Genomic DNA, 23,493 nt, shown 5'->3' with positions numbered 1-23,493 from the left:
TCACCCCACGTCGTCGCGCACCCGCTCGTGCATCTTCCTGGTGGCCGCGCCGAGGGCCGCTTCGGCGGCGGGCTGAGCCGATGCCGGGACACTCGACGTGCTCAAGGCGACGATGGCGAAGCGCCTCCCGTCGGCGTGCTCGGCGACTCCGGCCTCGTGGCGGAGGTTCAGCAGCGTCCCCGTCTTCGAGGCCCAGACGGTGTCGTCGGCGACGATGTCGGGGGAGAGGCGGTGACGGATGAGACTGGCGCCGAGATGGCCGCGGAGCCGGGCGGCCACCTCGGGTGGGACGCCCCGCTCCCGCCAGATCGCTTCCAGGAGGTCGGTGAAGGCGCGCGCCGTCCCGGCGTTGGTGCGAGCGGTGTCCAGCTGCCGGATCGGGTGGCCGTGCGCCGGCGTGCTGCCGCGGATGGCGAGGGTGTGCGCGAGGTGCGCTTCGCCGGCCGGGAAGCGCTCGAGCGGGGTGTCGGAGAGATCGGCGAAGGGATGCCGCACCGCGATGCCGTGGATCCCGAGCGCATCGAGGTCGGCGGACACCGTGGCAGGGGGCACGAGCCCAAGGAGGGCGTCCGCGGCTCCGTTGTCGCTGATGGTGAGGGCGAGGGAGACGAGATCGTCGATGGCGACGACCGACGGGTGCCGGAAGCGGGTGGTCCCAGGGAGGCCGCTCTCGGGATCGCCGGCGGGTACGGCCACGGCCGAGGAGCCGTCGAGGCGGCCGTCGGCGGTCCGGAGCAGCACCGAGAGCGCGATCGGGATCTTGGCGAGCGACGCGGTCGGGGTCGCCAGGTCGCCGTCGAGGTCGATCCCGCGGCCGGTGTCGAGGTCGCGGACCACGATGGAGGCCCGGAGCCCCGCCTGCTCGAGGTCGCCCCGCACGGAGTCGAGGAACCGAGCGTCATGCATCCGGCTGCTCCGTCTGCGTGGCCGTGGTGCTCGCCGGGACCGCCCCGAGGGCGGCGGCGAGTTCGTCGGTCACGGCCGCCGCGACGGCCGCGACGTCGCTCTCACTCTCGCCGACGAGAGTGAATCCGCGCGCGAGGCGCAGCCCCGTGAACGGCCGCCAGTGCAAGCCGAGCTCGCGCGCCTCGGCACCGGTGCAGAGCAGCAGGTCGCCATCGGCGAGCACCGAGGCCAGGGAGGAGGTGACGGTGGAATCGACAGGGAGCTGGCCGGGCAGGAGCCCGACCGCGAACGCGGAACGCGTCAGCGCGTCGCGGATGTGGGGCACGTCGTCCTCGGGCCCGATCCGGAGACGAGTGCCGGCGTCGTCGTCGCGCGAGCGGCCGACCCGCGCGGCCCGGAGGTCGTCGAGGCGCAGTGCGACACCGGATGCGCGGCGGCCGGCAGCGCCGAGCGGGGCGATCCAGGCGGCCTCTTCGGAGGGGACGCTCGCGACCGACAGGCGCACGGAACGGGTCGCGACGAGATCCGCGCGTCGCGCAGGCGGCTCGGCGCGGAACTCGAGACGAAGCCCGGCGACCCGGCCGGCGGCATCCACGACAGCGAGCTCCCGTGTGGAGCACCCGGGCGGCACGGCGATCGTCACGGGTCGCAGACGCGCGTGGGCGGCATCGACCTCCATTTCGTCCGCCAGCCGGATGAGCCGTCGCGCCGACGGCAGCAGGTCCCGCGCGAACGGTGTGAGCACGGCGCTGCGCGCGGTGCGCTCCAGCAGGGGACCGCCGAGGTGCTTCTCCAGGGCGAGGACGCGGCGGCTCGCGACGGACTGCGCCACCTCGAGCGCGATCGCGGCGCGCGTCACGCTGCCACGGTCGCCGACCTCGACCAGGACGCGGCACGCGGCGATCAGATCCATCCCTCCACCCTAGACGCATGCCGAATCAGCATCGATCGGCGCATTTCCGTCTTGGACAGGATCGTCGCCACGGGTGAGGCTGCGGAGATGGACATTCGCAAACGGATCCTCACGATCACCAGCGGTGCGGCAATCACCCTCGCTGTCGCCGTCTCGGGATGCGCGGCCTCCTCGGTCGCTCCCGTCGAGGCGGCGGTGGCGTCGAGCGCGCCCGCCGCGTCGAGCGGCGCCGCGACCCAGCGCGCCTTCGCCGATCTGGAGCGGACGCATGCCGCCACCCTCGGCGTCACGGCGATCGACACCGGCACGGGCCGCACCGTCGCTTACCGCGGTGGAGAGCGGTTCCCGTTCGCCTCGTCGAACAAGACCTTCATCGCGGCGGCGACGCTCCAGACGTCGTCCGACGCCGACCTCGACTCGGTGGTGCACTACACCAGCGCCGACCTGCTGTCGTACGCCCCGATCACGAGCCGCTTCGTCGATACCGGGATGACGGTGCGGGAGCTGCTCGACGCCATGCTGCGTTTCAGCGACAACACGGCGGCGAACCTCCTCGTCGCCCTGCTCGGCGGCCCTGGTGCCGTCGAGCAGTGGCTGCGCGGCATCGGCGACCGCACCACGAACGTCGCCCGCATCGAGCCCGACCTCAACGAGGCGTTGCCCGGAGACACGAGGGACACGACCACCCCCGTCCAGTTCGCGGCCGACCTGCGCTCGGTGCTGCTCGGCACGGCGCTGGAGACGAAGGACCGCACTCTCCTGCGTAACACGATGCTCGACTGCACGACGGGGGACGGCACCATCCGCGCCGGCGTGGATCCGGCGTGGCCCGTCGCGGACAAGACCGGCACGGGGGAGTACGGCGTCCGCGACGACATCGCGGTCGTCTACCCGGCCGGGCGCGCGCCGATCATCGTCGTCACCCTGTCGCGCAAGGCCGCGGCAGACGCCGCGCCCGACGACTCCCTGCTCGCCGCGGCGACGAAGGTCGCGGTCGCCGCGCTGCGCTGAGGACGCGCGACCGGGCTATCCGGCCGCACCGACCTCGTCGCTGAGCACCCAGTCGGGCCGCACGTAGTGGCAGGTGTAGCCGCCGGGGTGCTTGCGCAGGTAGTCCTGGTGCTCCTCCTCGGCGTCCCAGAACGTGCCCGCCGGCTCGACCTCGGTGACGACCTTGGCGGGCCAGCGGCCGGAGGCGTCGACCTCCGCGATGGTCTCGCGGGCGACCTGTTCCTGCTCGGGGGAGAGGTACAGGATGACCGAGCGGTAGCTGGTGCCAACGTCGTTGCCCTGGCGGTTCTTCGTCGTCGGGTCGTGCACCTGGAAGAAGAACTCCAGCAGGTCGCGGTAGGTGATGACCGAGGGATCGAAGTCGATCTCGACCGCCTCGGCGTGGTCGCCGTGGTCGCGGTAGGTGGCGTTCTCGGTGTGGCCGCCCGCGTAGCCGACCCGGGTGGCGAGCACGCCCGGCATGTCGCGGATGAGCTCCTGCAGGCCCCAGAAGCAGCCCCCGGCGAGGATGGCGCGTTCGGTGGCCATCAGGCGCCGGCCTTCTCGAACAGGGGGGCGTACTGGCCGTAGCCGTCCTTCTCGAGGTCGGCGAGCGGGACGAAGCGGAGCGCCGCCGAGTTGATGCAGTAGCGCAGGCCGCCCTCGTCGGTGGGGCCGTCGTCGAAGACGTGGCCGAGGTGGCTGTCGCCGTGGCTCGAGCGCACCTCGGTGCGGACCATCCCGAGCGAGGTGTCGGAGTTCTCGACGATGTTCTCGGCCGAGAGGGGCTTGGTGAAGCTCGGCCAGCCGCATCCGCTGTCGTACTTGGTGGTGGAGGCGAAGAGCGGTTCGCCGGAGACGACGTCGACGTAGAGGCCGGCGTCCTCCTTGTCCCAGAACTCGTTGTCGAACGGCCGTTCGGTGGCGGCCTCCTGGGTCACCGCGAACTGCTCCGGGGTCAACCGGGCGATCGCGTCCGGATCCTTCGTGTACTCGGGCATCTCGTGCGTCCTCTCTGCGTCGTTCCTCGCAACGGCAACGGTACTGCGCCGAGTGGGGAGAGACCAGGGGACGGGTGTCGGAACGTCATGCGACGAACGTCGAAGGGCGCTCCGCGAGCTGAGCGGCATTGCGTGCGCACAGGCAGCCGAGCAGGGTCGCGGTGCCGTACCAGACGGCCGGGGCGATCAGGATGGGCGTGACCGCGGACACCGTCACCGCGGCGGAGAGCATCAGGACGACCGTCGTCGCGGCGATCCCGGCGAGGATCCGGGCGCGGGGGAGGGAGCCCGGGAGCAGCGCGGGCACCAGGAGGAGGATGCACACCGCCGCCCACATCCACAGCGACCGCAGCTCGTACGGCACGGCCGTGACGATCGCCCAGAACGCCCAATACGGGGCCGCCGCACAGCCGATCCAGCCGAAGGCGATGGCCGCCCGGCGGGAGGCGACGTCGTCCCAGGCCCGGGCCATCCAGGCGAGGACGGGTGCGAGGACGGCGGCGAGCAGCTGGAGGGCCGCCGTCCCGATGATCAGCAGTTCGGCCCTGTTGTCGAGCAACCGGCGGTCGGGGGAACCGAGCCATACTGCGACGGGGATCCAGAGCAGGAATGTGGCCAGCGAGTAGACGCCGAGGACGGCGAGCTGACGTGCGAGTGTCGCGCGCGGTCCCATCGTGCGCTCCTTCCTGATCGGCGTCCTCGGCCACGGTCCCACGCTGCAGGAGGCTCTCGCATCGGTCGTGAGGAGGAGAATTCACAGCGCACGCCAAGGGTCGTTTGAGAGCGAACGATATATCGTTGAGTATCGTTACCGACCAAGCGGAGGTGGACATCATGAGCGGTTCGTTCCCGGCCGGAGGCTTCGGCCCCGGCATGACGGCGGATGGCATGTGGCAGGCGTTCGAGCAGTTGCGCTCGACGTTCGAGAAGCGTGTCGGCACGAGGATGGGCCGCGGCGATGTGCGCGCGGCCGTGCTCGCGCTGCTCGCCGAGAAGCCGATGCACGGCTATCAGATCATCCGCGAGATCGAGGAGCGCAGCGGCGGCAGCTGGAAGCCGAGCGCCGGTTCGGTCTACCCGACCCTCCAGCTGCTCGCCGACGAGGGACTCCTCACGGCCGAGGAGTCGAACGGCCGCAAGACCTACGCGCTGACCGAGGCAGGCCGTGCCGAGGCAGAGGAGGCCGGCCCCGCCCCGTGGGAGTCCGGATCCGGCAGCTCCGGCGGTGCTCCCGGGGACGCGTTCGGACCCCTCCCCAAGGCCGGGGTCGAGCTGGCGCAGGCGGCCGCCCAGGTGCGCCGCACCGGGACGCCCGAGCAGGTGCAGCAGGCCGTGACCGTGCTCGACGAAGCGCGGCGACGGCTGTACTCGATCCTCGCTCAGGACTGACGGGGTGACGTCCGTTCGTCCGGAGTCCGGCGGGCAGACGGGGGCGGAGGCCGCCGCGGGAGACACCCGCCGGCGGTACCGCCGCATCCTGCGCTTCGCCGGCTGGAACCTCGCGGTCACCTGGTGGTACGAGCTGCTCCTGCCCCGGATCGGGCTGGCGCGGGTCGCCGAGCGCACGCGGTCCAAGCGGATGCGGAGGTTCGCGCAGCGCTTCCACGTGCTGGCGGTCGACCTCGGCGGACTGATGATCAAGGTCGGGCAGTTCATGTCGTCGCGACTCGACGTGCTGCCGCCGGAGATCACGGCCGAGCTGGAGGGGTTGCAGGACGAGGTGCCGGCGGTGCCGTTCGCGGCCATCCGGGCGCTCGCCGAGGACGAGCTGGGCGTGCCGCTGGAGCGTGCCTTCGCGTGGGTCGACGAGACCCCGGTCGCCGCGGCCTCCCTCGGTCAGGCCCACCGGGCGCGGCTCTCGGCCCAGGATGCCGAGGAGACCGGGCTGGAGGAGGTCGTCATCAAGGTGCAGCGGCCCGGCATCGGCGCGATCGTGGACGTCGACCTGTCGGCTCTGCGTCGGGTCGGCCGGTGGCTCAGCCATGTGCGCCTCGTCTCCGACCGGGTCGACGCCCCGGAGCTCGTCGAGGAGTTCGCCCGGACCAGCCTGGAGGAGATCGACTACCTGCACGAGGCGGCGAGCTCGGAGCGGTTCGCGGAGGATTTCGCGGACGACGACCGCGTCGCCGTCCCCGCGGTCGTGTGGGAGCGCACCACGCGGCGCGTCCTCACCCTCGAGGACGTCACCGCGATCAAGATCACCGACGCGGCGGCGCTGAAGGCGGCGGGCATCGACCCTGCCGAGGTCGCCCCGGTGTTCGCGGCCGTGATGTTCGACCAGCTCTTCTCGGACGGCTTCTTCCACGCCGACCCCCACCCCGGCAACATCTTCGTCTCGCCGGTCCCGGACGCCGCCGAGGGGGAGCGGCCGTGGCGGCTGACCTTCATCGACTTCGGCATGATGGGCGAGGTACCGACCACGCTGCGCACGGGCCTGCGCAAACTCCTCATCGCGGCGGCCTCCCGCGACGGCAAGGGTCTCGTCGACGCGATGCGCGACGTGGGGGTGCTGCTGCCCTCCGCCGACACCTCGCAGCTGGAGCAGGCCATGACACAGCTCTTCGCCCGCTTCGGCGGGATGGGCTTCGCCGAGCTGCGCGAGGTGGACCCGCGGGAGTTCCGCGACTTCGGCCGGCAGTTCGGCGACGTGGTGCGTTCGCTGCCGTTCCAGTTGCCCGAGAACTTCCTCCTCATCGTGCGCGCGATGTCCCTGACCTCGGGCGTGTGCAGCGCACTCGACCCCGAGTTCAACCTCTGGGACTCGGTGGAGCCCTATGCGGCGCAGCTGCTGCGCGACGAGCGCGGCAACGTCGTCCAGGACTTCGCGAAGGAGGCGCTGAGCATCGCCGGCGTCGCGTGGCGGCTGCCGAAACGTGTCGACGCCCTCATCGACCGGGTCGAGGAGGGCACCATCGCGGTGTCGTCGCCTCGTCTCGAACGGCGCGTCGAGCGGCTGGAGCGCACGGCGCGGCGCCTCGTCGCGGCCGTGGTCTTCTCCGGCGTGCTCGTCGCCGGGGCGATCGTCCACGCCCAGGACGCCGTGCTCGGCACGGTGCTGATGATCGCCTCCGTCGTGCCGCTCGCGGTCGCGGTCTTCGCAGGCCGGCGGAGGTAGTGCCTCCACGCACCTGAACCGGGTGCCCGCCCCATCCCCAACCCGTCGCCCGAGTGCTTGACTGTGGCCGCCATCAGACGGAACACACTCACTAGGGGAGGCAGACGATGGACACGACAGCACACACAGTGATCGGGATGACCGACGGGATGCGGGCCGCGCGAGCGGAGACGCGACGGATCATCGAGGCGAACAAGGGGGACTTCGTCGCCGATCAGAAGGACGTCCTGATGCGGTTGCACGAGGGCGGCCTGATCACGGCCGAAGAGGTCGAGACGCTCGTGCAGATGTACCGGCACGTCATGGAGGCGAGCCACGACAAGGGGGACGTCACCCGCGCGTACTTCGGCGCCCGCGAGATCCACGACCGGATGGCCGCGAACCTCGTCACGTCGCCGGTCGCGCTCGTGATCGCGGGAGCGACGCTCGGAGCGTTCGAGATCGATCCCGGCGACGACGGGGGATCGCCGACGGTCACGGTCTACCGGGTGAGCTACGGCGGAGCCCTGGCCGGGATCGGCGCCGGCCTGGGCGCGCTGCTCGGCGGTCCGGCCGGCGGGGTCCTCGGCGGCCAGATCGGCGGCTTCATCGGCGGGATCATCGACGACAAGAAGGGCGACAAGAAGAAGTAGACGGGGCCCACCAGGCGGTGCGACTGCTCTGACGAGAAGGGAGTTGACGCGCGTAGACAATGCGCGTAGATTCAACTCACTTCCCGTCAGAGAGGACCCGATGAACGAGCACCCGTCGCCCGACCGCACCGCCGCGGAGCTGCTCGTGATCGGCTCGGTGAACGAGGACCGGTTCACCTTCGTGGAGCGGTTCCCCCTTCCGGGAGAGACGGTCGCCGCCGTCGCGGGGCGACGCGGGCTCGGAGGCAAGGGTGCGAACCAGGCCGTCGCGGCAGCCCGTGCCGGTGTTCGGGTGGCCTTCGTCGCGAAGACCGGGACGGACGCCGCTGCCGTCGAGGCCGTCGACGCTCTGATGGCGTTCGGCGTGCGCACGGAGGCGGTCGAGCGCGATGCGCGGGCCGCCACCGGCACGGCCTCGATCGCGGTGGACGCGCTCGGGGAGAACTGGGTGATCGTCGATGCGGGCGCCAACGCCCGGCTCGGGGCCGAGGATGTGCTGCGCGCCTTCGCTCGAGGTGGCTCTGCTCTTGGCGGCTCAGCTCCCGTCGTCCTGACGCAAGGGGAGATCCCCGAGGCGGCGATCCTGCAGGCGGCGCGCAGCGCCGAACTCGTCGGCTCCCGGTTCGTGCTCAACCTCGCACCGGTCGTCGATCTCCCGGACGAGGTGCTGGCCCAGGCCGACCCGCTCGTGGTGAACGAGCACGAAGCGGCCGACATCGCCGCGAGACGCGGATCGGATGCGCGCGAGCACATCGAGCTCCTGAACGCACTGGCCGCCGTCTCCCGGTCGGTCGTCATCACCCTCGGCGCAGCCGGAGCCATCGCGACACGCGACGGTGAGACCTGGTCGGTGCCGGGCTTCCGTGCCGGAGCGGTCATCGACACCACCGGCGCGGGGGACTCCTTCGTCGGCTCGCTCTGCGCTCGCCTCGCGCGCGGCGCGGACCTGCAGGACGCGATGGTCTGGGCCTCCGCCGCGGCATCCCTGTCCGTCGCGCGCCCGGGTGCGGCGGAGTCGTACGCGACCGCCGACGAGGTCGAACGGCAGCTCGCCAGCGCTGGAGCGGCGGCATGACCGCCAAGCGGGTCACCCGCGGCGACGTCGCACGCGCGGCGGGAACGTCGGAGGCTGTCGTCAGCTACGTCGTCAACAACGGACCGCGGCCGGTCGCCGAGGAGACGCGGATGCGCGTCCTGGCGGCCATCAAGTCCACGGGCTATCGTCCCAACACGATCGCGAAGGCGCTCGCGTCCGGGTCGTCGGGCGTGCTCGGACTTGTCGTCCCCGACATCTCCAACCCCTTCTTCGCCGCCCTCGCGCGTGCCATCGAAGACGAGGTCTTCGCGACCGGCCGCGTACTGCTGCTCGGCAACTCCGCCGAGAGCGGGCAGCGCGAGGCCCGGCTGATCGACAGCTTCATCGGACGACGCGTCGACGGCCTGCTCTATGTCGGCGTGGGTCATCACGCGCATGTGGAGGCCGCGCTCGACGAGGGGACACCCGTGGTCGTCCTCGACCGGTACGACCCCTCACTCGGAGTCGCGTCCGTCGTCGTCGACAACTTCGAGGGCGCCGTGATCGCCACCGAGCACCTGATCGGCCACGGCTACCGGCGGATCGCGACGGTCGCCGGCCCGTCCGCCCTGTTCACCGCGGTCGAGCGGATCGGCGGCTGGCGCAAGGCGCTCAAGGCCGCCGGTCTGCCCAACGGCGACGACCTGCTCGTGCAGGCGCCGTTCACCCGGGCAGGCGGCTACGCCGCCGGAACCGCGCTCTTCGCCGCGGACGTGCCCGACGCGGTGCTGGTCGCGAGCGAGCAACAGGCGATCGGCCTGCTCGCGGCGGCGGCCGAGAACGGCATCCGCGTTCCAGAAGACGTCGCTCTGATCTCGTTCGACGGAACCGACGAGTCGCGCTTCAGCACCCCTCCATTGACCACGGTCACCCAGCCGTTCCACGAGATCGCACGCCACGCCGTGGCGCTCGCGCGTCCCGTGGACGCGGGCGGGATCAGGCACCTCACCTGTGAGATGCAGCTCGTCCGACGCCGCTCCTGCGGCTGCCCCTATCCGAAGAATGAGAACCACCAGGCGCCGACCGAGTTGGCGAACACTGAAGACGCCTGGCAGTCCCCACCGAAAGAGGAACCTAGCATGAATCGAACCGTCAGAGTCGCGGGCGCCGTCGTCGCCGCCGCGGCGATGTCGCTCACCGCCGGCTGCACAGCAGGCGGAGGATCGGGATCCGGGTCCACCGGAACCCAGACGATCACCTTCGTCACCCCCCACCAGGGCGTCTACGACGACGTCATCAAGACCTTCGAAGCGGACCACCCCGACGTCAAGGTGGACCTCCAGGTCATCCCGTTCACCGAGATCGCGGCGCAGACACAGGCACGCCTCGGCTCGAAGGACACCTCGATCGACCTGATCGCGGTCGACCCGCCCCGCCTGCCGTCGATGGTGCAGAAGGGCTTCCTCGCCGACGTGTCGTCCGACGCGAAGACGATGAAGGAGGACCTGACGGCCGGCGGCGTGAAGTCCGTCACCTGGAACGACAAGCAGTGGGCCTATCCGCTGTGGACGAGCGACAACTTCCTGTTCTACAACAAGGATCTGCTCGCGGCGGCCGGAGTCACCGCACCCGGTGCCGACAACGCGAGCAGGTGGACCTGGGAGCAGACGCTCGATGCCGCGAAGAAGGCGCAGAGCGCAGGCGCCCAGTACGGCTTCGCCTTCGAGCAGGTCGACGCCTACTACGCCCTCCAGCCCGTGCTGATGTCGATGGGGGCGGGCACCGGGCTCTCCGGGAACGGCAACCTCACCCCCGCCGTCGACACGGCCGACTGGAAGAAGTTCGGCGACTGGTACAAGGCGCTCTACGCCGATGGTCTGTCGCCGAAGGGCATCCAGTCGGCGCAGATGCCCGACCTGTTCAAGTCGGGCAAGGTCGCCTTCTACGTGGCAGGTCCTGCGCGCATCACCGACCTGCAGAAGAGCGCCCTCGCCGACAAATGGGGGATGGCGCCCTTGCCGTACGAGGACGGCGGCAAGGTCGTCACCCCGACCGACTCGTGGGCGGTGGGCGTGAGCGCCTACAGCCAGCACAAGGCGGCCGCCCAGGAGTTCGCCCGATACCTCTCGCTCGACAGCGATGCGGCGGTCGGGACCTCCACCAAGTTCAACCTGCCCCCGGTGAACCAGAAGGCGTACCCGAAGTACATCCACTACATCGACGGTGTGGCCCCCGAGGAGACGACGCAGTACGGCAACGTGCTCACCACCGACTCCGACGAGCACGCCGCGCGCCGCCCGTCCTCGATCGGCTACGCCGACTTCGAGACGGTCGTGAACAAGGCCTTCGCCGACCTCCGGTCCGGCGGCGACGTCGGGTCCATCCTGAGCGACGCCCAGAGCGCGCTCGAGCGGCAGCTCGCCCAGTACAAGTGACCCGGTGCGGGGCCGGCGGCGACCGCCTGCCCCGCACGGTCACCCTGGCCACTCCCTAAGGACAATCGTGTCTCAGACTTCTGCGATGCCGCGCGCCCGGAACGCCGCCGCATCGACCTCCCGCGCCCGCTCCCGGAGGGCCGCCCGCTTCCGCGTGTGGCTCACCGCAGCCGCCTTCCTGCTCCCCGCGATCATCGGGTTGCTGATCCTTCGCATCATCCCGACGCTCCAGGCCATCGGCACCTCGCTCACCACCCAGGCGGGCTCGTTCACCTTCGCGAACTTCGGCTACGTCTTCACTGATCCGGCGTTCCTCAACGTCCTCAAGGTGACGCTGCTGTTCTCGATCATCATCAACCCGGTGCAGATCGCGCTCGCGCTCTGGCTCGCCGTCGTGCTGACGAAGCGGGTGCCGGGGGTCGGGATCTGGCGCACCCTGATCCTGCTGCCCATCGCCGTTCCCCAGATCGTCTCCGCGATCGTCTGGGGCGTGCTCTTCCGCCCGGACGGCCCGCTCAACGGCATCCTCGAGTCCCTGGGCATCGCGCCGGTGCCGTGGCTCGTCAGCCCCGACACCGCGCTGCTGTCGATCATGATCATCTGCACCTGGGTCGGCGTCGGGTACTGGATGACGTTCCTCGTCGCCGGGATCAAGGACATCCCGGGCAGCCTGTACGAAGCGGCCGAGCTCGACGGTGCCGGTGGGTGGCAGCAGTTCCTCTACATCACGCTGCCCGGCCTCCGCCGACCGCTCCTGTTCGTGCTCGTCGCCGACACGGTCGCGAACTTCCTGGTCTTCGCGCCGGTGCGCATCCTGACGCAGGGCGGCCCGCAGGGCTCGACGAACCTCATCATGAACTTCATCTTCGAGCGGGCGTACACCCTCGCCGACCCGGCCGGAGCGGCAGCGGCGACCATCGTCCTCGTGCTCATCGTCGTCTGCGTCGTCGGCGTGCAGTTCCGCCTGCTCCCCGGAAAGGACTGACATGTCCGACGTCATCGACAACCGCCGTCAGCGGCGCGCAGGGCGCATCGCGCTCATCGTGGCCGTGCCCGTCGCGGTGCTCTCCATCCTGCCGCTGCTCTGGGCCCTGATCTCGTCGCTCCGGCCGAGCTCCGAGATCTTCGCCCACCTCTCGCCGTTCACCCTCCAGACGATCTGGCCGTCGAGCGTCTCGCTCGACAACTACCTCGCCGTGCTCGACAGCGACTTCACCCGTTCACTGATCAACTCGGTGATCGTCGCGTTCTTCAGCGTCGCCCTCGGCCTGGTCGTCTCCTCCCTGGCCGCGTTCGCGCTCGCCGTCCTCGACTTCCCGGGTCGCGGGGCCGTGTTCGCGGTCATGGTGGTGAGCTTCCTCGTCCCGTTCGAGGCGATCGCCATCCCGCTGGCCAACACCTTCCGCGACTGGAACCTGCAGAACACCCTCGTCGGCCTCGTGCTCCCCGCCATCGGGAACGGGCTGTCGATCTTCCTACTGCGGCAGTTCTTCCTGAACATCCCGTACTCGCTCGCCGAGGCCGCGCGGATGGACGGCCTCAGCTGGTTCGGGATCTACCGGCGGATCTACCTGCCGCTCTCACGGGCGTCGCTGGTCGGCGCCGGGCTGATCCTGTTCGTGTTCCAGTGGCAGTCGTTCCTGTGGCCGCTCCTGATCGCGCCGGCTCCCGACTCCCGGGTCGCACCGGTGGCGATCGCCGACTTCGCGCAGGAGTCCGGAGTCGACTTCGGTCAGATGTTCGCCGCGGCGATCCTGACGGCGGCCGTGCCTCTGATCCTGCTCCTGGTGTTCCAGCGCCAGTTCACCGGCTCGCTCGCCTCCTCCGGGAGCAAGGAATGATCGCCGGGCCGGCGCGCGAGACGCGTCGCCTGATCATCGATTGCGACCCGGGCAACGGAATGCCCGCGGCCGACGTCGACGATGGGCTCGCGCTCGCGCTCGCCGTGGCACGTGCCGACCGATTGTCTCTGGAGGCGATCACGGTCGTCTCGGGAAACACGCACCGCGATGTCGGCTTCGCGGTCGCCCGCGACTTCGTCGAGCGCCTCGGCATCGACGTGCCCGTGTATGCGGGAGCCGAGCGTGCCCTGGTCGAGCCGCCGGCGCCGTGGCGCGATCGGCAGGATGCGAACGAGCACCGACCGGACGTCGTCGAGGCCTGGCGCGGCGTCGCCCGTCCGCGTCCCGCGCCGACCGGAGTGCCCGACGCGGTCGTGCGGATCGTGGAACTGCTCCGGTCGGCACCCGGGGAGATCACCATCGTCGCGATCGGCCCGTTGACGAACGTCGCGATGGCTCTCGCCCTCGAACCGCGGCTGCCGGAACTGGTGCGCGACCTCGTGATCATGGGTGGTGCGTTCGATGTCCCCGGATTCCTCCAGGAGCTCAACTTCGGAATCGATCCCGAAGCGGCGCACCTCGTGCTCGCGAGCGGAGCGCCGATCACCCTCGTCCCCTTGGACACCACCTCGCAGACACTGTTCACCCACTCCGATCTCGACCGTCTTGTCGACAGTGGCGGCGCCGTGGCGGAGTACGTCGTCGAGACGACGCGCCCGTGGATCGACTACGCCGCCGCGTGGCGGAAGATCGACGGCTGCCTGCTCCACGATCCGCTGACGGTGGCACTGCTGCTCGATCCCGGGATCGCCGAGTACGAGGAGCGGATCGTCGACGTCGAGCTGCTGGGTTCGCTCACCCGGGGGAGGGCGGTGTGGTGGACCGAGGAGAATCTGCGGCTGCATGTCGGACTCCGGGTGCCGTCGGGGCGCCGGCCGGTGCGGGTGGCCACGCGGGTCGACAACGCGCTGCTGGTCGAGTTGTTGGTCACGTCGTTCGGCGCGGATGCCGCCGACGACGGCGCCGACGCCGGCGTCCGCGCGGCCGCCGCCACCCCGCCGCGATGACGACGGGCGCTCTGATCACGGTTGCCGCGGCGATGTTCGTCGGCGCGGTGGCCCAGCGGCTCACCGGGATGGGCTTCGCCCTGGTCGTGTCGCCGTTCCTGGTGCTGCTCCTCGGTCCGTTCGACGGCGTGATGCTCGTCAACCTGGCGAGCATCGTCTCGGCGCTGATCGTTCTCGTGACGGTGTGGCGCGACGTCGACCCGCGGGCGTACGGATGGCTGGCGTCGGCTGCCGTCGTCGGCGTCATCCCGGGCGCACTTCTCGCGGCGCGGGTCGACCCTGCCGTGCTGGAGACGATCGTAGGGGCCGTGCTGCTGGTCTCGCTGACCGCGTCGCTGCTGGTGGCCCGCCTTCCGATCACGGTCGGCGGGCGGACGCCGCGGCTGCTGGCCGGGTTCGCGTCCGGTCTCATGAACGCGGCGGCTGGAGTCGGCGGTCCCGCTGTGAGCGCCTACGGGATCCTCAGCCGGTGGCCGCAGCGCAGCTTCGCCGCGACACTGCAGCCCTACTTCGCGACGGTCGGGCTCGCATCGGTGGTGGCCAAGCTGATCATCGCGCCGGGCTCGTTCCCCGACCTCGGCGTCGTCGGCTGGTCGGGCGCGCTCGCCGCGTTGATCGCCGGCGTCGTCACGGGGACGTTCGCTGCGCGCCGCCTGCACGTGCGCTGGGCGCGGCTCGCCGTGATCGTGATCGCGTTCGTCGGCGCCGCGGTCGCACTGGTCTCCGGTGTCGTCCATCTGACGGCCTGACCGGCCCTGTCGCTATTGTGTGTGCCATGCAGCAGGACCACGCGCCCTCGCCCGGAACCCCGTCCCGCGGGCTGCGCATCGCCCTCGCGGTCGTCGCCTGGTTCAACGTCGTGTCGGCCCTCATCGGCATGGTCGGGCTCACGATCGGCGGTGGGATGGGCATCCCGCTCGAGTGGATCGACGGCGTGTTCGACTCGTACTTCTGGCCCGGCGTCATCCTGGGCGTCGTCGTCGGCGGATCGCAGGCGCTCGCCCTCGTCGCCTACTACCGGCGCTACCGGCTGGCGTGGGGTCTGCAGGCCGCGGCGGGACTCGTGATGCTGATCTGGATCTTCGTGGAGATCGCCCTCATGCTCGTCTGGTCGCCGTTGCACGGGCTCTACTTCGTGACCGGGCTGATCCAGACCGTGCTGGCAGTGCTGGCGCTCGGGGCCTGGCCGCGACCCTTCCTCGGGCGGGTGGCCGCATGGAAGCCGGGAGCGACCGCATCTGCAGGGCCGTCGCAGCCCGAGAGCTGATCAGAGCGCGCGGTCGTGGATGTGCACGCCGCCGGGGAACCGGCTCGGCGTGTAGCGGAGCTCGATGATCTCGCGCGCGTCGGACATGTAGAAGATGTTCTGGGTCGCGGCGACCGGGTCCGCGAAGGCCGTCGGGGCGGACGCCGCGGGGAACGACCCGTCGCCGCCGGTCAACGGGTTCACGTGCCAGCCGGACGGGTCGTTCCAGAACTCGTAGATCAGACCGTCGGCTCCGGTGAAGATGACGTGGCGGGTGCCGACGGGGACGGCCGGGTTCGATTCGAAGGCGTAGCCGGCGGGGGCGAGCCCGGGCATCGGCGACGGCGCCCCCAGGTCGCTGGTCAGGTTCTTCGGCGACCAGGATCCGCCGGCGAACGACAGCTCGTGGATGTCGCGGTCCTGACCCTGCCAGGGGACGTGACGGCTCCCGTCGCCCGCGAAACCGTAGCCGGTGGGATGCGGCAGGATGTCGTGCGACGCGCCGACGTTGACGCCGAGGTCGTGAGGCGTGCCCCACGAACCGCCGGTCATCACGTACTCGTACATCAGCTGATCGTCGCCGACCATCGTGATGTGCTGCGTCTGCTGTGCGTCGAAGGCGTACCCGGCCGGGGCGACGGCGGCGTGCGGCCCGGTGGGGGTCGTGAGGGTGTGCTGGACCCAGGAGGCGTCGTCCCCGGTCCCGCGGCTGAGGAGGTGCACGGTGCGGTACTCGTCGCGGAAGACCACGTGCTGGGTGCCGTAATGAGCGGAGGCCCATCCCATCGGCGGATCGATCGCGCGGACGACGGTGCCGGACGAGTCCATCAGATCGCCGTGGTGCCATCCGTCGGACTGGTAGAGCTCGTGGACGTGCCCGTCTCCGCCGCTCAAGAAGACCACGTGCTGGCTGCCTTCGCTGTCGAAGACGTAGGCCGACGGATCGGAGGTCGACGAAGGCGCCCCCGCCTCATTCGTGATGTCCTTCGCATGCCAGACGTCGTCGGTGCCGCAGTAGAGCTCGACGAAATGGCCGGTGGAGGTGGAGCTGTCGCTCAGCTCCAGATACACGACGTGCCGGGTCTTCTCTGCGGCGAACAGGTAGGAGACGGGGCCCGAGAATGCCCGGGGCGCTCCGAACTGCCGAGTGAGGTTGCGTGCCGTCCAGCCCATGTCCAGCTCCATTCGTGGAATGCAGCGTCGGCGGTCGCCGACCGGCCACCCCCTGTGGTCGGCCGACGTCGACGCCGGTCCCGCCGATCGACGAGGCGGAGAAGGCCGGCATCGGTCTCTCGCGTTCCTGACGGCTGCATGATGCACCCGTCGGGAGGCTCCCGGCAACCACCAGTTAGCTAGTTAGCGTGTATAAATCGTCACTCGACGCACAGCGGTCACGAGGCGCATCATTCTGCCCATGAGCGACCTCGACGTCACCGCCCCCACGACGCTCGGTCCCGGACACGTCCCCGGCGGCATCCCCCTGAAGATCCACCTCGGCGAGATCGAGTACGCGGCACTGGTCCGCATCGCCCAGAACCGCCACGCGACCGCGGCGCAGCTGGTCGAGCAGCTCGTGCTCCACGCGCTCAGCACCACTCCCGTCCCGCCGCCGGCGGAGTCGCAGCCCAAGCGCAAGCACACCACCTACGAAGAGGCGACCCGCGGCTACCGCGCCGACCCGGCCCAGGCCGTCAGGCCGGTGCCGTAGCCGGCTCTGTGCGTTCGTCCGCCACGCGGGAGGCCGCGGCGGTGACCGCGGCGAGGGTGGCGGCCAGCACGGAGCGGTCCTGGCCCGCGGCCCAGCGGCTGCCCTCCTCGTCGCGGTACTCGAGGAGGGTGAGCGCCTGGCTGCCGGCGCCCGAGCCGATGCTCGTCTGGTGCAGGGCGAGCACCTCGAAGGGGAGGTTGCGCCCAGCGAACGCCTCGACCAGCACCTCCACCGGCCCGACACCGTCGTGCGTCGACGTGGCCTCGGTCCCGTCGACGCGGACGGTCACCGTGGTGCGCGTCACGTCTCCGGTCTGGGCCGTCGCGTAGTCGACGAGGTGGACCGCGACCTCCTGCTCCGCGAGATAGACGCTGCGGAACAGCGCCCACAGCTCGTCCGCCGTGGCCTCGTGCCCGGTCGTGTCCGTGTGCTGCTGCACGTGCCGGGCGAAGTCGATCTGCAGGCGGCGCGGCAGTTCGATGCCATAGCCCGACTCCAGCAGGTACGCGATGCCGCCCTTGCCCGACTGCGAGTTCACCCGGATGACCGCGTCGTAGCCCCGGCCCAGATCGGCGGGGTCGATGGGCAGATACGGCACGCGCCAGTCCAGCTCCGACTCCGGCCGGCCCTCGGCCGCGGCCCGGGCGCGGTGCTCGGCGAAGCCCTTGCGGATCGCGTCCTGGTGGGTGCCGCTGAACGCCGTGTGCACCAGGTCGCCCACGTACGGGTGCCGGGGATGCACCTCGATCCGGTTCGCGTGCTCGACGGTGCGGCGGATCCCGTCGATGTCGGAGAAGTCGATCATCGGGTCGACGCCCTGCGCGTGCAGATTGAGCGCGAGGGTGACGAGGTCCACGTTGCCGGTGCGCTCGCCGTTGCCGAACAGGCAGCCTTCGACCCGCTGGGCGCCGGCGAGGACGGCGAGCTCCGCGCACGCGACGCCGGTGCCGCGGTCGTTGTGCGGGTGCACCGACAGGATGACCCCGTCGCGACGCGCGAGGTTCTTGTGCATGTACTCGATCTGGTCGGCGTAGACGTTGGGCGTCGCGATCTCGACGGTGGCGGGGAGGTTCAGGATGACGGGCCGCTCCGGGCTCGCCTCCCACAGCTCGGTCATCGCGTCGCAGACCTCCAGTGCGTAGTCCGGCTCGGTGAGGTTGAACACCTCGGGTGAGAACTCGAAGCGCACGTCGGGCAGGTCTGCGGAGAGTTCGAGCACGTCGCGGCCTCCGGCGAGGATCAGCTCGGTCAGGGCGCGGCGATCGTGCCCGAGCACGACATCCCGCCAGATCGGCGCCGTGGCCGTGTAGAGGTGGATGACGACGGGGTTGCGCAGTCCGCGCACCGATGCGACGGTGCGCTCGATGAGGTCGCGGCGGGCGGCCGTGAACACGACGATCGTGACGTCCGTCGGCGCGAGGCCGGTCTCGGCGAGCAGGCGGACGAAGTCGAAGTCGGTCTGCGAGGCGGAGGGGTAGCCGACCTCGATCTCCTTGTAGCCCATCGCCAGCATGAGCTCGAAGAACCGCCGCTTGCGGGCCGGATCCATCGGCTCGGCGAGGGCCTGGTTGCCGTCGCGCAGGTCGACCGGCACCCAGAGCGGAGCCTGGGTCAGCCTCCGGGTCGGCCAGTCGCGCTCGGTGAGCGGGACGTCGACGCGCGAGAAGACGTCGCGGTACCGGTGGGAGGGCATCTGCGATGCGCGCTGCCGGTTCCAGGAGGGGGCGTCGGCCGGGACGGGGCCGGCGGGCGAGGAGAGACGGGGAAAGGCGGTGCTGGTCATGGTTCGAGTCCTTCGAGTGCGGAGCGGGAGGACCGGCGCAGCCCAGCGGCCACGACGGGGAGCCGGTCGGCTAGACCCCGCCGTGGCGGCGAAGAAGGAGGGACTCGATGCGAAGCATGTGCCGACTGTAGCACAACTCCTCAGACAAGTAGACGGGTGAGCGGGAAGTCGGGGACGCTCAGAGCCAGACGGTGGCGAGCCACGCGGCCACGCCGGCGAGCACCAGCAGGCCCACGTTGATCCCGATGATCCGCACCTCGCCGCGACGGAGGTGGACGATCAGGCCGCCGATCTGCACGAGCACCAGCCCGATCGCCGCCACGAGCGCGAGCCACGGGGCGATGCCCGTCAGTGGCGGGAGGATGAGGCCGAGCGCGGCCAGCACCTCCAGCGCTCCGATGACCCGGACGAACGCGAACGGCATGTCGTCCACCCAGCCCATCATCGGGCGCAGGCCGTCGCGCGAGCGCACCACCTTGATCCCTCCGGAGTAGAGGTAGAAGAAGGCGAGGATTCCGGCGACGATCCAGTAGGCGACGATCATCCCTTCATTCTGGCGTGAGGTTCACGACGTCGCGGTCACGGAGGTACGCATGACCACGACGTCGTGAACCTCGGGGCGCCTAGAAGCCGCGAACGGATGCCTCGTCCACGAACGACCAGGCACTGCTCGCCGGTGTCACGGTGAACCGTACGTAGCGCCCCGACCCGGCGAGCCCGTACGCGGCGTAGGTGTACCGCTGATCGGTGTCGCTGACGTTGGGCGCGGGCAGCGTGACGAGCGGCGTGAAGGTCGATCCGGTGGTCGATACGGACACCTGGATGCTCGACGGCAGGAAGATGTACAGCGATTTGGCCTGCAGCCAGGACGTGCCGACCTGCGTCACCGTCTTCGTCGACCCGAGGTCGATCGTGAAGCTGTACGGGCTCCCGGTGTTGCGACCCTGCCAGGCGGCATCCGCATACCTCGTCGACGCGGAGATGCCGTTCGTCAGCTCGGCTCCGGCGGTGTCGGGGTAGCCGGCGTCGGCGGCGGGGGTCGTGGTGTAGGTCTTGCCCGACGACACGAGCGGGTTGGCGGTGGGTGCGGCGGCAGTGGTGGCGCTCGCCGCTGAACTCTGTGCAGAGGCGTTCCCCGCTGCGTCGAAGGCGGCGAGCGTGTAGCTGTAGGCCGTCGACGGGCTGAGGCCGGCGTCGGTGAACGTGGTCCCGGCGCCCTGGATCACCTTCACGAGCGCGCCGCCGCGGTAGAGGCGGTATCCGGCGATGCCGATGTTGTCGGTGGACGCCGTCCAGCTGAGATTCACCGAAGTCACCCCTCCGGAGGCAGCGGTGAGGCCGGTGGGGGTGGTCGGGGCCGAGGTCTCGACCGTGCCCGTCGACAGGTAGTTGCGGTAGGTGGTGTCGTACACCGCGGCGACGACGAGCGGGCTCTGATAGTGGTCGTACGAGAAGGACAGGGTCTTCGTCACGTACGGCGCCACCGCGTTCAGATCGGCGACCAGCTGGCTGATCGACATCGGCGTGAAGTCGGGGTTGAATGTCTCGCTGTCGGCCCAGAGCTTCGTCGCTGGGCGGGCGCTCGTGATCGCGCTCTTCGTCGCGGCGAACCAGGTGGCCAGCTGGGCGGTCGTCGCGTGGCCCGCTCCGACGCCGTCCTGCAGGGCGATCACGTCGATCGGGGCGGACGCGAGGATGCTCGTCCACATGGTGGTCCACTGGCTGCTCGTCTGGCCGCCCGCCGTGTTGAAGAACGGACTGATGATGACGGGCTTGCCCGGAGTGAGCGCGTGGAGATGGTTCGCGATCGTCGTGTAGAAGGTCGCCATCGCGGCCCACGATGCCGTCGAGGTGAAGTTCCAGTTGTCGACCTCGAACGGCAGATACCAGCCGGCGAACGACGTGTGCGTCCCGTACTTCGCGTAGAGGTCGTCGGCGAGGGCATTGGCCTTCGCGGCCTGGCCATTCAGCCAGGTCGCGTCGTTCGCGTAGGTGTTCCACCAGTCATCGTTCGTCTGGAGTCCGAGGTACTCGGAGACGCCGGCGGAGTCGGCGGCGGTGAGCACGCGGGCGACCACGTCGGTCGACGTGCTCTGGGTGTATCCGCTCAGGCTGCTCGGGTAGATGGTGGCGGACGCCTTGGTGTCGGCCGTCCACTGGATGACCTGGCTCGTGATGCAGGCATTGGTGAGAGTGGTGAACTCGGAGGCGAGCTGGGTGGAGCTCCAGCCGTCCACGAGGGCCGGCTGGATGAAGCTGCCGTCGATGCGCGGGGTGGTGGTGCAGGTCGGTGCGGCGACCGCGGCGGTCGCGGGGACGGCCAGTGCGGCCGCGAGGGCCGCTCCGGCGATCAGTGCCGCGACGCGGCGCCCGGTGCGATGTCTCATGCCTACTCCTTCGATGGGTGTGCGAGATCGGCGACAGTGCCGATTGCGTTAATGGTGTACACCACTTGCGAAGGCTTAAGCAATGAATTCCTTTAATCAAAAGGAATGCGCTCCGAATGGTTCAGACCATTACTGCGCGCGCAGCTGAAGACCGATCTCGAAGCTGCGCCGCCAGGGCAGCGTCACCCGCTCGATCCGCCAGGTGTCGCCCGCCGGCAGGATGGCGGCGAGGTAGTCGCTCAGCTCGCGGGTGATCCGGATGATCGCGGCCTCCTGGGCCGAGGCGTCGACCGGCGCGATGCTGCCGCCGAACTCCGCCGCGTGCATGGCCAGCCGGGTGCCGCTCTGGTAGGCGCGGTCGTCGAGGATGCGCGTCAGCAGCGCCTCCCGCACGGCGGGCTCGTCCGCCGTGCCGAGCGTCCGGCCGACCCAGAGTGCGGTCGCCTGGGCGACGGCCCCGCCGATCGCGTTGCCCGCCGTGTTCCAGCCGCCGTACGAGGCGAGGCGGAGCAGCAGCCCGTCGTCGGCGAGGCGGTCGACGAGCTCCGGGTCGCCGCCGTTGCTGAACCGCACGTCGGCGAGGGCGACGATCGCGCCGGAGTCCAGGGCCGCGCGGACCGCGTCCACCGTCCCCTGCGTGGCGGCCGGGTCCGAGTCGGGCCGGGCGCCGAAGAAGTCGCCGCGGGCCGGGTCGGGCGCGTGGGCGACGACGACGAGATCGGCCGGCTCGCCCGGTTCGGCCAACCTGCCGCCGGCGGCGACGATCTGCCGGGTGAGGCTGGCGCGCACGGGCGCGTTCTCGAAGTTGGGCACGCGGTCGAGACCGTCGGGCTCGCCGCACTCGATCCGCCAGACCGGCACGCCGACGCCGGAGGCGAGGGCGCGAGCGACCAGCACGGCGCCGACCTCGTCCGCGCCCGGGTACATCAGCACCTCGTGACCGCGGGGGAGGGCGCGCGCCCAGTGACGCAGCCAGACCTGCTCGGCCGAGCCCGCCGAGTACGGCGCGGTGTCGTCGGCGGTCAGTGTCAGCGTCTCGACCGTGCGCTCCTCGTGGAGGGTCAGCGCCGCCAGGTTGATGGTGTGGTTGCGCAGCCGCCGCCGCTCGAAGTCGCTGCGCACCTCGTCGGGAGCGGCGATGGACGGTGTGAGGGCCGCCGCCTCGCCGCGGGTGACATCCGCCTCCAGTGCGTAATGGAGCGCGCCGCCGAGGGCGTGGAGCTCGCGCCCGAAGTCGCTCCAGTACGCCGGCTCCTCCACCGCGGAGTACGAGTCGCTCGCTCGCATGATGAGCGATGCCGCGGTGATGCGCAGCGCGGGTGCGGCCGACTTCAGCTCTCGCAGGACGTCGAGGCGGCGGAGCGCCGTCGTGGTCGTGTCCGTGGTGATCCGCGCCGGGATGATGCCGCCGTGAACGAGCGTGTCGACGCACACGACGAGCCGGTCGATCCGGTCGTCGCCGTCGGCGGGAAGGCCGCGCAGCCAGTCGTGCAGCGCGGCGACATCGGCGGGCCGGCGGAAGTCGGGCATCGCCGCCGTCGGCGGCAGCAGCAGCTCCGCGCCCGCGATGGCCGCCACCTGGCGGGGGAGGTCGACGTTGACCGGGCGTTCGTCGAGGGGGACGAGGGCGATGCGCATGGGGCTCCTCTGCTCAGCGCGGGTGGTGGACCGCTCAGCGCGAGCGATGGATCTGGAGTTCGTAGTGGTACCGGTCGCCCCGATAGGTCGACTCGGCGTACTCGACCGCGCGGTCCTGGGCGTCGAAGCTGGTGCGGGTCACGTAGAACGCGGGGGAGAACGGGGGAGCGCCGAGCAGGCCGGCCTCGTCGGGTTCGAGCACGCTGGCGTGGATGCTCTGCTCGGCCCACTCGATGCGCATCCCGTACTCGGTCTCGAGGATGCGGTAGAGCGACTCGCTCCCGACGTTGTCGATCAGACCGGGGAACAGCTTGGGGTTGAGGTAGGAGTCCTCCAGCGCCATCGGCTCCCCGTCGGCGGTGCGTGCACGGCGGATGTGGAAGACGTCGTCCGACGGGCTGACCCGCAGCTTCGCGCCCAGTCGCGCGCCGGCCGGGATCGTCTCGGTCACGAGCACGGACGATCCGGGCTCGAGGCCCCGGGCGCGCATGTCCTCGCTGAACGAGGTCAGCTCGACGGACTTCGTGATGCGCGGAGCCGCGACGAACGTGCCGGCGCCCTGCACCCGGTAGACCAGGCCTTCGTGCTCGAGCCGGTCGAGCGCGCGGCGCACCGTCAGCCGGCTGACGTCGAACTCGGTCGCGAGGTCGCGCTCGGTCGGCAGCTTGGAGTGCGGCTCCAGACCCTGGTCGATGACCTCGACCAGGTGCTGGCGCAGGCGCTCGGACTTGGTGTGCTGCTCCGCCATGGGTCTCCTCCGCGGATCGTGGTTCCGGAATCGATGATGCTGATTGGTGACAACCATTTTAGGGAGAA

General features: G+C 70.5%; 23 protein-coding genes. 12 read left to right on the top strand and 11 right to left on the bottom strand.

Annotation, left to right across the window (positions count from 1 at the left end; all coding sequences use genetic code 11):
* Positions 1-906, bottom strand: a complete 906-nt coding sequence (locus tag ACFVU2_RS13590) for a serine hydrolase (protein ID WP_387875141.1) — start codon at positions 904-906, stop codon at positions 1-3.
* Positions 899-1,819: a LysR family transcriptional regulator gene (locus tag ACFVU2_RS13585; RefSeq protein ID WP_387875138.1), complete on the bottom strand. Its 921-nt coding sequence runs from the start codon at positions 1,817-1,819 to the stop codon at positions 899-901. Before ACFVU2_RS13585 ends, ACFVU2_RS13590 begins: the two co-directional genes overlap by 8 nt.
* A gap of 87 nt (positions 1,820-1,906) precedes the next feature.
* Here ACFVU2_RS13585 and bla point away from each other — a divergent pair, with 87 nt between their 5' ends.
* Positions 1,907-2,830, top strand: a complete 924-nt coding sequence (gene bla, locus ACFVU2_RS13580; RefSeq protein WP_387875135.1) for a class A beta-lactamase — start codon at positions 1,907-1,909, stop codon at positions 2,828-2,830.
* A gap of 15 nt (positions 2,831-2,845) precedes the next feature.
* Here the strand turns inward: bla and msrA are convergent, their stop codons facing one another.
* From msrA to ACFVU2_RS13565, 3 genes are all read right to left on the bottom strand, one after another.
* On the bottom strand, positions 2,846-3,358 hold the full coding sequence (gene msrA, locus ACFVU2_RS13575) for a peptide-methionine (S)-S-oxide reductase MsrA (protein ID WP_387875132.1): 513 nt from the start codon (positions 3,356-3,358) through the stop codon (positions 2,846-2,848).
* Positions 3,358-3,810, bottom strand: a complete 453-nt coding sequence (gene msrB / locus ACFVU2_RS13570; RefSeq protein WP_387875129.1) for a peptide-methionine (R)-S-oxide reductase MsrB — start codon at positions 3,808-3,810, stop codon at positions 3,358-3,360. The genes msrA and msrB overlap by 1 nt, the downstream gene beginning before the upstream one ends.
* 85 nt (positions 3,811-3,895) lie before the next feature.
* A complete protein-coding gene (locus tag ACFVU2_RS13565) occupies positions 3,896-4,483 on the bottom strand; it encodes a hypothetical protein (protein ID WP_387875127.1) in 588 nt (195 codons plus the stop codon).
* Between the two features lie 161 nt (positions 4,484-4,644).
* Between ACFVU2_RS13565 and ACFVU2_RS13560 the strand changes: the two genes are divergently transcribed.
* From ACFVU2_RS13560 to ACFVU2_RS13515, 10 genes are all read left to right on the top strand, one after another.
* Complete coding sequence (locus ACFVU2_RS13560; protein ID WP_387875124.1) at positions 4,645-5,199, top strand: PadR family transcriptional regulator; 555 nt, start codon at positions 4,645-4,647, stop codon at positions 5,197-5,199.
* Positions 5,200-5,203: 4 nt separating this feature from the next.
* Complete coding sequence (locus ACFVU2_RS13555) at positions 5,204-6,925, top strand: ABC1 kinase family protein (protein ID WP_387875121.1); 1,722 nt, start codon at positions 5,204-5,206, stop codon at positions 6,923-6,925.
* Between the two features lie 107 nt (positions 6,926-7,032).
* Positions 7,033-7,557 carry a hypothetical protein gene (locus ACFVU2_RS13550; protein ID WP_387875119.1) on the top strand — a complete coding sequence of 175 codons (525 nt, stop codon included), beginning with the start codon at positions 7,033-7,035 and terminating at the stop codon, positions 7,555-7,557.
* A 100-nt stretch (positions 7,558-7,657) separates the two neighbouring features.
* Positions 7,658-8,632, top strand: coding sequence for a PfkB family carbohydrate kinase (locus ACFVU2_RS13545; RefSeq protein WP_387875116.1), 975 nt, complete (start codon positions 7,658-7,660; stop codon positions 8,630-8,632).
* On the top strand, positions 8,629-11,007 hold the full coding sequence (locus tag ACFVU2_RS13540) for an extracellular solute-binding protein (RefSeq protein WP_387875113.1): 2,379 nt from the start codon (positions 8,629-8,631) through the stop codon (positions 11,005-11,007). The genes ACFVU2_RS13545 and ACFVU2_RS13540 overlap by 4 nt, the downstream gene beginning before the upstream one ends.
* Before the next feature lie 85 nt (positions 11,008-11,092).
* Positions 11,093-11,992: a carbohydrate ABC transporter permease gene (locus ACFVU2_RS13535; protein ID WP_387875111.1), complete on the top strand. Its 900-nt coding sequence runs from the start codon at positions 11,093-11,095 to the stop codon at positions 11,990-11,992.
* A 1-nt stretch (position 11,993) separates the two neighbouring features.
* Positions 11,994-12,848, top strand: a complete 855-nt coding sequence (locus tag ACFVU2_RS13530; RefSeq protein ID WP_387875109.1) for a carbohydrate ABC transporter permease — start codon at positions 11,994-11,996, stop codon at positions 12,846-12,848.
* Positions 12,845-13,915: a nucleoside hydrolase gene (locus ACFVU2_RS13525; protein WP_387875107.1), complete on the top strand. Its 1,071-nt coding sequence runs from the start codon at positions 12,845-12,847 to the stop codon at positions 13,913-13,915. The genes ACFVU2_RS13530 and ACFVU2_RS13525 overlap by 4 nt, the downstream gene beginning before the upstream one ends.
* Positions 13,912-14,664, top strand: coding sequence for a sulfite exporter TauE/SafE family protein (locus tag ACFVU2_RS13520; RefSeq protein ID WP_387875104.1), 753 nt, complete (start codon positions 13,912-13,914; stop codon positions 14,662-14,664). The genes ACFVU2_RS13525 and ACFVU2_RS13520 overlap by 4 nt, the downstream gene beginning before the upstream one ends.
* Before the next feature lie 26 nt (positions 14,665-14,690).
* Entirely contained in the window at positions 14,691-15,182 is a 492-nt protein-coding gene (locus ACFVU2_RS13515) for a hypothetical protein (RefSeq protein WP_387875102.1), read from the top strand.
* Here the strand turns inward: ACFVU2_RS13515 and ACFVU2_RS13510 are convergent, their stop codons facing one another.
* Positions 15,183-16,334 (bottom strand): hypothetical protein, encoded by a 1,152-nt coding sequence (locus tag ACFVU2_RS13510; protein WP_387875099.1) that lies wholly within the window; start codon positions 16,332-16,334, stop codon positions 15,183-15,185.
* Positions 16,335-16,575: 241 nt separating this feature from the next.
* Here ACFVU2_RS13510 and ACFVU2_RS13505 point away from each other — a divergent pair, with 241 nt between their 5' ends.
* Complete coding sequence (locus ACFVU2_RS13505; protein ID WP_387875097.1) at positions 16,576-16,869, top strand: hypothetical protein; 294 nt, start codon at positions 16,576-16,578, stop codon at positions 16,867-16,869.
* On the opposite strand, the gene ACFVU2_RS13500 is transcribed toward ACFVU2_RS13505, so the two are convergent.
* From ACFVU2_RS13500 to ACFVU2_RS13480, 5 genes are all read right to left on the bottom strand, one after another.
* Positions 16,853-18,652 (bottom strand): 2-isopropylmalate synthase, encoded by a 1,800-nt coding sequence (locus ACFVU2_RS13500; RefSeq protein ID WP_387875094.1) that lies wholly within the window; start codon positions 18,650-18,652, stop codon positions 16,853-16,855. The genes ACFVU2_RS13505 and ACFVU2_RS13500 overlap by 17 nt on opposite strands.
* Positions 18,653-18,830: 178 nt before the next feature.
* A complete protein-coding gene (locus ACFVU2_RS13495; RefSeq protein WP_387875091.1) occupies positions 18,831-19,196 on the bottom strand; it encodes a DoxX family protein in 366 nt (121 codons plus the stop codon).
* 79 nt (positions 19,197-19,275) lie between these two features.
* The gene (locus ACFVU2_RS13490; RefSeq protein WP_387875088.1) at positions 19,276-21,039 is read right to left on the bottom strand and encodes a DUF4434 domain-containing protein; all 1,764 of its coding nucleotides are present in this window, start codon (positions 21,037-21,039) and stop codon (positions 19,276-19,278) included.
* Positions 21,040-21,168: 129 nt separating this feature from the next.
* Positions 21,169-22,677 carry a DUF4127 family protein gene (locus ACFVU2_RS13485; protein WP_387875087.1) on the bottom strand — a complete coding sequence of 503 codons (1,509 nt, stop codon included), beginning with the start codon at positions 22,675-22,677 and terminating at the stop codon, positions 21,169-21,171.
* A 34-nt stretch (positions 22,678-22,711) separates the two neighbouring features.
* The gene (locus ACFVU2_RS13480; protein ID WP_387875085.1) at positions 22,712-23,425 is read right to left on the bottom strand and encodes a GntR family transcriptional regulator; all 714 of its coding nucleotides are present in this window, start codon (positions 23,423-23,425) and stop codon (positions 22,712-22,714) included.
* Positions 23,426-23,493 lie beyond the last annotated feature (68 nt).

The organism is Leifsonia sp. NPDC058194 (assembly GCF_042883605.1).
In the GTDB taxonomy this organism is placed as follows: Bacteria; Actinomycetota; Actinomycetes; order Actinomycetales; family Microbacteriaceae; genus Leifsonia.
Note: the sequence above shows the minus strand (reverse complement) of the source record. Positions and strands in the feature narration are given on the sequence as shown.

Excerpts from the sequence above, each read along its gene's own strand:
- ACFVU2_RS13485 (WP_387875087.1), bottom strand. The coding sequence starts at position 22,677 with ATGCGCATCGCCCTCGTCCCCCTCGACGAACGCCCGGTCAACGTCGAC.
- ACFVU2_RS13540 (WP_387875113.1), top strand. The coding sequence starts at position 8,629 with ATGACCGCCAAGCGGGTCACCCGCGGCGACGTCGCACGCGCGGCGGGA.
- ACFVU2_RS13505 (WP_387875097.1), top strand. The coding sequence starts at position 16,576 with ATGAGCGACCTCGACGTCACCGCCCCCACGACGCTCGGTCCCGGACAC.
- ACFVU2_RS13495 (WP_387875091.1), bottom strand. The coding sequence starts at position 19,196 with ATGATCGTCGCCTACTGGATCGTCGCCGGAATCCTCGCCTTCTTCTAC.
- ACFVU2_RS13520 (WP_387875104.1), top strand. The coding sequence starts at position 13,912 with ATGACGACGGGCGCTCTGATCACGGTTGCCGCGGCGATGTTCGTCGGC.
- ACFVU2_RS13535 (WP_387875111.1), top strand. The coding sequence starts at position 11,093 with ATGCCGCGCGCCCGGAACGCCGCCGCATCGACCTCCCGCGCCCGCTCC.
- ACFVU2_RS13490 (WP_387875088.1), bottom strand. The coding sequence starts at position 21,039 with ATGAGACATCGCACCGGGCGCCGCGTCGCGGCACTGATCGCCGGAGCG.
- ACFVU2_RS13525 (WP_387875107.1), top strand. The coding sequence starts at position 12,845 with ATGATCGCCGGGCCGGCGCGCGAGACGCGTCGCCTGATCATCGATTGC.
- bla (WP_387875135.1), top strand. The coding sequence starts at position 1,907 with ATGGACATTCGCAAACGGATCCTCACGATCACCAGCGGTGCGGCAATC.
- ACFVU2_RS13530 (WP_387875109.1), top strand. The coding sequence starts at position 11,994 with ATGTCCGACGTCATCGACAACCGCCGTCAGCGGCGCGCAGGGCGCATC.
- ACFVU2_RS13515 (WP_387875102.1), top strand. The coding sequence starts at position 14,691 with ATGCAGCAGGACCACGCGCCCTCGCCCGGAACCCCGTCCCGCGGGCTG.
- msrA (WP_387875132.1), bottom strand. The coding sequence starts at position 3,358 with ATGGCCACCGAACGCGCCATCCTCGCCGGGGGCTGCTTCTGGGGCCTG.
- ACFVU2_RS13560 (WP_387875124.1), top strand. The coding sequence starts at position 4,645 with ATGAGCGGTTCGTTCCCGGCCGGAGGCTTCGGCCCCGGCATGACGGCG.
- msrB (WP_387875129.1), bottom strand. The coding sequence starts at position 3,810 with ATGCCCGAGTACACGAAGGATCCGGACGCGATCGCCCGGTTGACCCCG.
- ACFVU2_RS13500 (WP_387875094.1), bottom strand. The coding sequence starts at position 18,652 with ATGACCAGCACCGCCTTTCCCCGTCTCTCCTCGCCCGCCGGCCCCGTC.
- ACFVU2_RS13550 (WP_387875119.1), top strand. The coding sequence starts at position 7,033 with ATGGACACGACAGCACACACAGTGATCGGGATGACCGACGGGATGCGG.
- ACFVU2_RS13510 (WP_387875099.1), bottom strand. The coding sequence starts at position 16,334 with ATGGGCTGGACGGCACGCAACCTCACTCGGCAGTTCGGAGCGCCCCGG.
- ACFVU2_RS13590 (WP_387875141.1), bottom strand. The coding sequence starts at position 906 with ATGCATGACGCTCGGTTCCTCGACTCCGTGCGGGGCGACCTCGAGCAG.
- ACFVU2_RS13480 (WP_387875085.1), bottom strand. The coding sequence starts at position 23,425 with ATGGCGGAGCAGCACACCAAGTCCGAGCGCCTGCGCCAGCACCTGGTC.
- ACFVU2_RS13565 (WP_387875127.1), bottom strand. The coding sequence starts at position 4,483 with ATGGGACCGCGCGCGACACTCGCACGTCAGCTCGCCGTCCTCGGCGTC.
- ACFVU2_RS13545 (WP_387875116.1), top strand. The coding sequence starts at position 7,658 with ATGAACGAGCACCCGTCGCCCGACCGCACCGCCGCGGAGCTGCTCGTG.
- ACFVU2_RS13585 (WP_387875138.1), bottom strand. The coding sequence starts at position 1,819 with ATGGATCTGATCGCCGCGTGCCGCGTCCTGGTCGAGGTCGGCGACCGT.